10 protein-coding genes are annotated in these 8,427 nt (G+C 74.5%); 4 read left to right on the forward strand and 6 right to left on the reverse strand.

The window, feature by feature from the left end; genetic code table 11:
- Both IE249_RS36430 and IE249_RS06345 read right to left on the reverse strand, forming a co-directional pair.
- On the reverse strand, window positions 1-182 hold a 182-nt coding region (locus tag IE249_RS36430), incomplete at its 3' end, for a ribonuclease HI (protein WP_308434317.1).
- A gap of 19 nt (window positions 183-201) precedes the next feature.
- Entirely contained in the window at window positions 202-999 is a 798-nt protein-coding gene (locus IE249_RS06345) for a VOC family protein (RefSeq protein ID WP_189703777.1), read from the reverse strand.
- Window positions 1,000-1,202: 203 nt separating this feature from the next.
- Between IE249_RS06345 and IE249_RS06350 the strand changes: the two genes are divergently transcribed.
- The gene (locus tag IE249_RS06350) at window positions 1,203-2,210 is read left to right on the forward strand and encodes a zinc-binding alcohol dehydrogenase family protein (RefSeq protein WP_189704171.1); all 1,008 of its coding nucleotides are present in this window, start codon (window positions 1,203-1,205) and stop codon (window positions 2,208-2,210) included.
- A gap of 118 nt (window positions 2,211-2,328) precedes the next feature.
- Here IE249_RS06350 and IE249_RS06355 read toward each other — a convergent pair whose 3' ends face one another.
- Window positions 2,329-2,811 carry a VOC family protein gene (locus IE249_RS06355; RefSeq protein WP_189703778.1) on the reverse strand — a complete coding sequence of 161 codons (483 nt, stop codon included), beginning with the start codon at window positions 2,809-2,811 and terminating at the stop codon, window positions 2,329-2,331.
- A gap of 187 nt (window positions 2,812-2,998) precedes the next feature.
- Between IE249_RS06355 and IE249_RS06360 the strand changes: the two genes are divergently transcribed.
- A complete protein-coding gene (locus tag IE249_RS06360; RefSeq protein WP_189703779.1) occupies window positions 2,999-3,637 on the forward strand; it encodes an ATP-dependent Clp protease proteolytic subunit in 639 nt (212 codons plus the stop codon).
- Between the two features lies 1 nt (window position 3,638).
- A complete protein-coding gene (locus IE249_RS06365; RefSeq protein ID WP_189703780.1) occupies window positions 3,639-4,241 on the forward strand; it encodes a ClpP family protease in 603 nt (200 codons plus the stop codon).
- 49 nt (window positions 4,242-4,290) lie between these two features.
- Here IE249_RS06365 and IE249_RS06370 read toward each other — a convergent pair whose 3' ends face one another.
- From IE249_RS06370 to IE249_RS06380, 3 genes are all read right to left on the reverse strand, one after another.
- The gene (locus IE249_RS06370) at window positions 4,291-4,755 is read right to left on the reverse strand and encodes a helix-turn-helix domain-containing protein (RefSeq protein ID WP_229857695.1); all 465 of its coding nucleotides are present in this window, start codon (window positions 4,753-4,755) and stop codon (window positions 4,291-4,293) included.
- A gap of 149 nt (window positions 4,756-4,904) precedes the next feature.
- Entirely contained in the window at window positions 4,905-5,360 is a 456-nt protein-coding gene (locus tag IE249_RS06375; RefSeq protein WP_189703781.1) for an ATP-binding protein, read from the reverse strand.
- Between the two features lie 133 nt (window positions 5,361-5,493).
- A complete protein-coding gene (locus tag IE249_RS06380; RefSeq protein ID WP_189703782.1) occupies window positions 5,494-6,846 on the reverse strand; it encodes a DUF6777 domain-containing protein in 1,353 nt (450 codons plus the stop codon).
- Window positions 6,847-7,025: 179 nt separating this feature from the next.
- On the opposite strand from IE249_RS06380, the gene IE249_RS06385 reads away from it, so the two are divergent.
- Window positions 7,026-8,427, forward strand: a 1,402-nt coding sequence (locus tag IE249_RS06385; protein WP_229857702.1) for a streptophobe family protein, incomplete at its 3' end; no start/stop codon positions are given.

Here is an 8,427-nt window from a genome sequence, read left to right on the forward strand (position 1 = left end):
CGCTCGAGTGCGGTGAGTTCGGCGACGTTGTTGGTGGCGGTGCCCAGTGCGCCGGACTCCCAGCGCACCGGGGCGGTCCCCGCCCCGTCGGAGATCACCCACGCCCAGCCCGCCGGCCCCGGATTTCCCTTCGAGGCCCCGTCGCAGGCGGCCACCACACGTTCACGCATGGCCCCGATGATGCCATGACCCGCGCGGACGCTAGGAAACGTCCGTGGTCCGGGGCATCTCGCCCTTGGTCGTGGTGATGTCGATCACCGAGAAGTTCGCGCCCTGCGGATCGCTGAGGGCCGCGAACCGGCCGAAGGGACTGTCCATCGGGCCGAACCGCAGCACACCGCCGAGCCGGGTCGCGGCGGCCACCGCGTCGTCGCAGTCCGGCACCGTGAAGTACACGTTGACGTACGAGGGCACCTCGGGCGGGAAGTCGTCCGTCATCCGCATCCGGCCGAGCACCGTGTCGTCGCCGACGGAGAACATCGCGAAGTCGGCCCCCTCGTCCTCGAGCCGCTGCGCACGGTAGCCGAAGACCGAGGTCAGGAAGGCGTCCGCCTTCGCCGGCTCACGGGTGAAGACCTCCGCCCAGCAGTACGCGCCGGGCACCGCCGTCGCCTCGAAGCCCTCGTGGGCGCCGCCCTGCCACACCCCGAACACCGCGCCGCTGGGCTCGCGGGCCAGGCACATGGTGCCGAAGTCGCCGACCCGCATGGGCTCCATCAGGATCTCGCCGCCGTGCTCACGGATCCGCCCGGCCGTCGCGGAGGCGTCCGGCGAGGCGAGGTACAGGCACCACTGCGACTGGCCCTCCTGCCCCGGCATGGGCGGCACTACGGCGGCCACCGCCTTGCCGTCCGCGTAGGCCTGGGTGTAGTTGCCGTACTCCGACGACGACTCGCCGAAGGTCCAGCCGAGCACCTCGCCGTAGAAGGCCTTGGCCCCCTCCAGGTCGGTGAACATCGCGTCGGCCCAGCAGGGGGTCCCCTCAGGTTGTAGCGCCATGGCTGCCGCCCTTCCCCGCCGCCTCCGCGTGCGGTGGCTCGTGCCTTCGCTGCCGCCTCCTCACGCTAGTTGCGACCCGGGCGGCCCGCGCGCCGAACGCCCCACTCCGCTTCCGCCCGGGACCCCGGGGTCCACACTGGACGCAGAGAAGTACGCGGGAGTGCGGACCTCATCGGAACGGGGATGCGATGACGGGCGAGACCATGCGGGCGTGGGCGGTGACCGCGCCCGGACCGGTGGAGGCGGACCCGCTGCGGCTGGTGGAGCGGCCGGTCCCGGCGCCGGGGGACGACGAGCTGCTGGTACGCGTGCGCGCCTGCGGGGTGTGCCGGACCGACCTGCACGTCACCGAGGGCGACCTGCCGGTGCGGCGGCCCGGCGTCACTCCCGGGCACGAGGTCGTCGGGGAGGTCGCGGGCCTGGGCCGGGCGGTCAGCGGCTTCGCGCCCGGCGACCGGGTGGGCGTGGCGTGGCTGCGCCGCACCGACGGCACCTGCCCTTACTGCGCGCGCGGCGCCGAGAACCTGTGCCCGGCCTCGCGGTACACCGGCTGGGACGCCGACGGGGGCTACGCCGAGTACACGACCGTCCCGGCCGCCTTCGCCCACCGGCTGCCCGGCGAGGTGGACGACGTGGCGCTCGCGCCCCTGCTGTGCGCGGGCATCATCGGCTTCCGGGCGCTGCGCCGCACCTCGCTGCCGCGCGGCGGACGGCTCGGCCTGTACGGCTTCGGCGGCAGCGCCCACCTGTGCGCCCAGGTGGCGCTGGCCGAGGGCGCCACGGTGCACGTCATGACCCGCGGGGCCGCCGCGCAGGCGCTCGCCCTGGAACTGGGCGCGGCCTCGGCGCAGGGCGCGTACGATCCGCCGCCCGAGCCGCTTGACGGGGCGATCCTGTTCGCGCCGGCCGGCGACCTGGTCCCCGTCGCGCTGCGCGCCCTGGACCGGGGCGGTGTGCTGTCGGTCGCCGGCATCCACCTCAGCGACATCCCCCCGCTGCGCTACGAGAGCGACCTGTTCTACGAGAAGGAGCTGCGCAGCGTCACCTCCAACACCCGCGAGGACGCGCGGGACTTCCTGGCGGTGGCCGCCCGGCACGGCGTGCGCGCCACCACCCACACCTATCCGCTCTCGCGGGCCCCAGAGGCGCTGCGGGACCTCAAGGCCGGGCGCTTCGACGGAGCGGCGGTCCTGGTGAACGACTTCTCCTGAAGCGGCCCGCTCGCGCGAGCACGCGTCCCGGCGGGCGCGCCTCCCCGCGAGCGCGCCCGCCGCCCCCGTGCGGCCGGCCCACTCCCCCGGACGGGTGGGCCGGCCGCCCCTCGGCCCGCTACTCCCCCGCGTACGCCCGCTTCAGGGCGGCGATGTCGAGCTTGCCCATCGCGAGCATGGCGCGGGTGGTGCGGGCAGCCTTCTCCGGGTCCGGGTCGCCGATCATGTCGATCAGCCCGTCGGGGATCACCTGCCAGGACACGCCGTACTTGTCCTTGAGCCAGCCGCAGGGGCCCGGCTCGCCGCCGTTCTCCGTGAGCTTGGCCCAGTAGTGGTCGACCTCTTCCTGGTCGCGGCAGTGGATCTGGAAGGAGATCGCCTCGTTGAACTTGAACTGCGGGCCGCCGTTGAGCGCGACGAACCTGTGGCCGTTGGCGGTGAAGTCGACCGCGATCACGGACCCGGCCGGGCCGGGGCCGGCCTCGGTGTAGCGGCCGATCCGGCCGATGCTGGAGTTCTTGAAGACCGAGACGTAGTAGTGGGCGGCCTCCTCGGCCTGGCCGTCGAACCAGAGACAGGTGGTGAATCCTTCGGTGGCCACGAGTACCTCCTGGGGTGTCGGACGCCGTCAGCAGTAGTGACCGGGACGGGCGCCGGAACTCATCGGAACCCCGGCGGGAGAGTTCCGCCCGTGGCGAATCTGCCGGGGGCAGAGAAACCGGCCGCGGGAGCTGCGCGCGGCCGACAGTGGGGTCGACGGCATCCCCAGTCCACGACGAGGAGAGACGATGACACCACTGACCTCGCTGCTGCCGCGCGCCGAGGAGGGCGACACCCCGCCCAGCCGGTTCGACGACCACCTCGCGGCTCAACTGCTCGCCCAGCGCATCGTGTTCCTGGGCACCCAGGTCGACGAGGTGTCGGCCAACCGGGTGTGCGCACAGCTCCTCCTGCTGTCGGCCGAGGACCCGCGCACCGACATCGGTCTCTACATCAACAGCCCCGGCGGTTCGGTCACCGCGGGGCTGGCGATCTACGACACGATGCGGCTCATCCCCAACGACGTGTCGACCCTGGTCATGGGGTTCGCCGCGAGCATGGGCCAGTTCCTGCTCACGGTGGGCACCAGCGGCAAGCGGCTGGCGCTGCCGCACGCGCGGATCATGATGCACCAGCCGTCCGCCGGGATCGGCGGCACCACCGCGGACATCGAGATCCAGGCGGAGAACCTGGACCACACCAAGCGGACCATCGAGCGGCTCACCGCCGAGCACACCGGTCAGAGCGTGGAGACGATCTCGCGGGACGGCGACCGGGACCGCTGGTTCACCGCCGAACAGGCCAGGGACTACGGAATGGTGGACCGGGTGGTGGAGTCGCTCGCCGACGTCCGCCCGGCCTCCTCGCGCCGGCGGATGGGGCTGTGACATGGGTTCGTACACGGTTCCGTACGTGATCGAGCGGACGGCGCAGGGCGAGCGGTCGTACGACGTCTTCAGCAGGCTGCTGAACGAGCGGATCATCTTCCTGGGCACGGAGATCGACGACGGGGTGGCCAACGTCGTCATCGCGCAGCTGCTCCACCTGGAGTCCGCCAACCCGGAGCAGGAGGTCTCGCTGTACCTCAACTCGCCCGGTGGATCGTTCACTTCGCTCATGGCGATCTACGACACGATGACGTTCGTGCAGTCGCCGATCTCCACCTTCTGCGTGGGGCAGGCCGCCTCCACGGCGGCGGTGCTGCTGGCGGGCGGGGACCCGGGGCGGCGGTTCGTGCTGGAGCACGCGCGCGTGCTGCTCGGGCAGCCCGCGAGCGGCGGCCGGCAGGGCACGGTGTCCGACCTCGCCCTGCAGGCGAAGGAGATGGTCCGCATCCGTTCCCAGGTCGAGGAGGTGCTGGCCCGGCACACCGGGCACGACGCGGCGGCCCTGCGCGCCGACATGGACCGCGACAAGGTGTTCACCGCGCACGAGGCGGTGGCGTACGGACTGGCCGACGAGGTGCTGAGCCGGCGCCTCGCGATGGTCTGAGCCGCCGGGCCGGCCGGGCCCCGGGACGAACCCGGGGCCGCGGTCGCCGTCAGGCGGCCAGGCACAGTCCGTCGCGGCGGGGGGCGGGGCCGCGGCGGGGGGCCGCGGTGCGGCTCGTGAGCCGGATCAGCTCGCCCTGGGCCCGCGACAGCAGGTCGCCGAGGCCGAGACCGAGGGCCTGGGCCGCGGCGGCCAGGACCTCCGAGGAGGCCTCCTTGCGGCCGCGCTCCACCTCCGAGAGGTACGGCATGGAGATGCGCGCCGCGTCGGCGACGTCCTTGAGCGTGCGCTCCTGGGCGAGCCGCTCGCGGCGCAGCACGTCGCCGACGAGGTGGCGCCAGAGGGGCTCGCGGGCGGCGGGCCCGGTGGGAGCCGGACGGGCCGGGGCCGGACGGCCGGGAGCCGGACGGGCCGGGGCCGGACGGGCGGCTCCCTGGTCGACGGCCCCCGGACGCAGGGGGATGAGGCGGGCTCGGTCGGGCGCTTGGGTTCGGTTGGGCGCTTGGCTGCTCACCTTCCCAGCCTAGGAGTCCTGGCCGCGCGGGGAAGGCAACGGCGTTCCGCCCTGGGTGAATTCCGCCGTCGGCCGGGCGAGGCATGAATCCGGCCGCGCACGGGTACCCGGGGGTACCCACGCCGGTCGCGGGCGGACGTACGGCCCGCTCAGTCACCGTCCAGGCCGACCACCGCTCGTACGCGCTTGCCCACCGGGACCCGCTCGACGGTCACCTCCGCGGCCAGCGCGTGCACGATCTCCAGCCCGTGCCGGCCGACCCGATCGGGGTCGCGCGGCCAGCGCCGGGGCAGGGCCGCGCTGCTGTCGTACACGCACACGCCCACCGCGCTGTCCGTCCCCTCGAGTTCGAGGATGTACGGTCCGTTGCTGTGCCGGTCGGCGTTGGTGACCAGTTCGCTCACCACCAGGAGCAGCGCCTCGCCGCAGCGGGGGCCGATGCCCGCGCACCACTCGGTCCTGAGCCGGTCCAGGAAGTGCGCCGCGAAGGAGCGCGCCTCGGCTATGGATCCCGGTTCCCCGGTGTAGTGGGCCGCCCGCCGGAGCGGCTCCACGGGCACGTCGAAGCCAGTCGACGCGACTGCCCCGTCCAGATCCTCGGTCATGCGTGTCTTCCTCGCCAAGCGCCGGTCCGGCCGGACACCGCTGCACAGTGCCCTTACCCAGAGTGGCGCGCGCCAGTCCACAGGGTTCCGGCCACCGCGCCGGCCACCGCGGCCGCCCGCGCCGCCGCGAGGGTCAGGAGGGGGGCGGGGGCGTGCCCGCCGGGCCGGCCGTGGTGGGCACCGGCTGGGAGCCCAGTGACTGCGAGTTCGGCGGTGGCGGCTGGGCGGGCGATCCGTTCGACGGCGGCCCGGACGAGGGCGGCGGCGCCGGGGGTGTCGCGGGCTGGGAGGGCTGCGAGGACGGGGGCGAGGACGGGGGCGGCGGGTTCGACGACGGCGGCGGCGAGGACGGGGCCGAGGAAGGAGCGTTCGACGACGGGGCGTTCGACGACGGCCGCGAGGACGGCGGCGACTTGGGCGGGGCGGAGGACTCCTTGCCCGGGGGCTGGTTCGGCGGGGCCGAACTGGGTGAGCCGGGCTTGGAGGCGGACGGCGGTGTGCTGCTGGGCAGGGTCACGCTCGCGCTCGGCGTGGGCGGGTGCTTGGGCGGCTCCGTCCAGTGGTCCTTGCCTCCGTGGTCGCCGTGGTCGCGGGAGAAGTACTTGTGCTCACCGGGGTCGTAGACGACGAACGTCTTGACGGGCTTGGGCGCGGGCGTGACCACGACGACGTTCTGCGGGCGGTAGGACGCCCAGGACTGGCCGGTGTACTTGGGCGCGGTGGACTCGGCGACCGGCGACGACAGCGGGTTGCCGCAGGCGCAGCGGGTGCGGGGCACGCCGTGCGAGTCGACGAGGACGGCGGTGCCGGTCTGCAGGACGGACTGGTACGTGGTGACGGAGCCGTCCCGGTAGCCGTGCGCGGTGACGCGGGTGTCCATGCCGAGTTGGACGGGGGTGAGCGAGCGCAGGTAGCCGGGCACGCCGGACGGGCTGACGCCGACCGTCGAGGCGAAGGCGGCGTTCCTGGCCGGGTCCGCCTGGAGGTCCTTGATCTGCTTCTCCACGTCGCAGCTGGCGGAGTTGTGGGTGCCGGTGTAGAGGCCGGGCGCCCCGCCGGATATGCCGCGCAGCGTGTTCGGGACCGCCGAACCGGTGCCCGAGGGCGCGGTCGGCGCCGTGCCGGAGGGCTGTCCCTGCGGTGGCCGTGCCGTGGCGGTGTCCGGGCCGGTCGTGGCCGACGAGGCGGTGAAGGGATCGGGTCCGGTGGCCGCCGCCGGCTGGAGGAAGACCTCGCCGCGCGCCTGAGGTCCGCCGGAGTTGGTGAGGACCACGGCCACGACGACCGCGGCCACCACGACGGCGGCGAGGACCGCGACCCGGGGCACCGAGGTCCACCAGGGGCGCCGGGGCTCCCGCGCGGGGCCCCCGCCTCCGGTGCCCGAGGGCTGGGTGGGCGGGCCCCCCGGCGGCTGGGAGGGCGGTCCCGACAGAGGGCCGGACGGAGGTCCTGTGGGGCGGCCGGAGGCCGGCGGTTCGACGCTCACGAGCACTCCCGACGTCGGCTTTCTGCGGGTGGCCAACAGGTATCAATCGAGAACCACCCGATTGGGCCCGCTTTTTTCCGAACATCACCATTGTGTGCTCCGGTTCCGTGCGACTCGCAAGCGGACGCGGACGGCCCTCCCGGCGGGCGCCCCGTGCTCCCGCTGCTTAGCGTGGCAGCGTGAGCCCACCGCGCCCCTCCGCGCCGCCCGTCGCCCGCCACGGCTGGGTCCAGGCCCTGGCCACGGTGCTGGCCGGGCTGATCGCCATGTGGGCGGTCGCCGCACTGGGGCTGTGGGCGGCTGGTGCCGCGAACCTGCCCGACAACGCCTTCGCGCGCGTGGTCGCGGCCACCGTGGTCGCGGCGGTCGGCGGCTCCGTGGAACTCGCGGGGAACGCGGGCGAACTCGCCCAGACGCACGCCGGGATCACGGTGATGCCGCTGTCGGTCACCCTCGTCGGCGCGCTCGTCGTCGCCGCCGGCTTCCTGCGCCCGCTGCGCCACCGCGCGGTGGCCGGAACCCGTGAACTGGCCGGGTGGGCCGCGCGGATCGCCGTCCTGTGGCTGCTCGCGCTGATCGGCCTGGCGTTCGGCGCCCGGCAGACCTTCGCCGTCGACCTCGGCGACGGCGTGCTCGGCGCCATCGGCGGCCTGCTCGGCGCCACGCCCGAGGTCGGCTTCACCACGCAGGTGCCGCTGACCGTGCTGTTCGGGCTGCTGTGGCTGGCCGGTGTGCTGGTGCTGGCGCTGCTCGTGGCGCACGGCGCTCCGCTGCCGGCCGGGCTGCTGCGGTTCCGCGCCGCGGTGCGCCCCGCCGCCTACGCCATGGTCGCCCTGCTGCTCGTGTACGTCGTCGTCGGGCTCGTCGTCGCCCTGGTGACGGCCGCGACCCGCGGGCACCCGGCGGAGTCGTTCGCGGTGATCCTGCTCGGCCTGCCCAACCTCACCTGGCTCGCCCTCACCATCGGCATGGGCGCCACCTGGAACGGCCGCGTGGACGGCCCGTTCGGGCTGCCGATGCCCCACATCCTCGACCGGGTGCTGCGCACCCCCGACGTGTCGACGCTGAACCTCGGCACGCTCGCCGAGCACGACGGACGGGTGTGGTGGCTGCTCGTCGTCGACGCGGTGCTGCTGCCCGCGGCCGCCTTCCTGATGGCGACGCGCTCACCGGCAGGCGTCGGGGTCCTGCGGCACGCCGTGCGGATGGCCGTCGCCCTGCTGCTGACCGTGTTCATGATCTGCCTGGTGGGCCGTGTCTCCGCGCACTACGGGCTGTCCCTGCTCGGCATCGGCGACCTCGGCGGCAACCTGTCCGGCGAGGTGCTGCTGCTGCCCCGGCTCTGGGGCGCCCTCGGCCTGGCCGTCCTGTGGGGCCTGGTCACGGGCCTCCTCGGCGCCCTCGCGGCCCGCCGCGTCGGCCGCAGGGGCATGGTCCCACCTGACCCGGACCGCCCCTTTGGGGGAGGCCCGGGCGGGGGCGGTGCGGGGGACGCCGGGGGCGGGGGTGGCACCGGCGGCCGCGGGGGCGGCGCGGGCACGGGCGGTGGCGCCACGCGTGGCACAGGCGGCGCGGGCGGCG

The sequence above is a fragment of the Streptomyces anandii JCM 4720 genome, assembly GCF_014650655.1.
GTDB classification, from domain to species: domain Bacteria; phylum Actinomycetota; class Actinomycetes; order Streptomycetales; family Streptomycetaceae; genus Streptomyces; species Streptomyces anandii.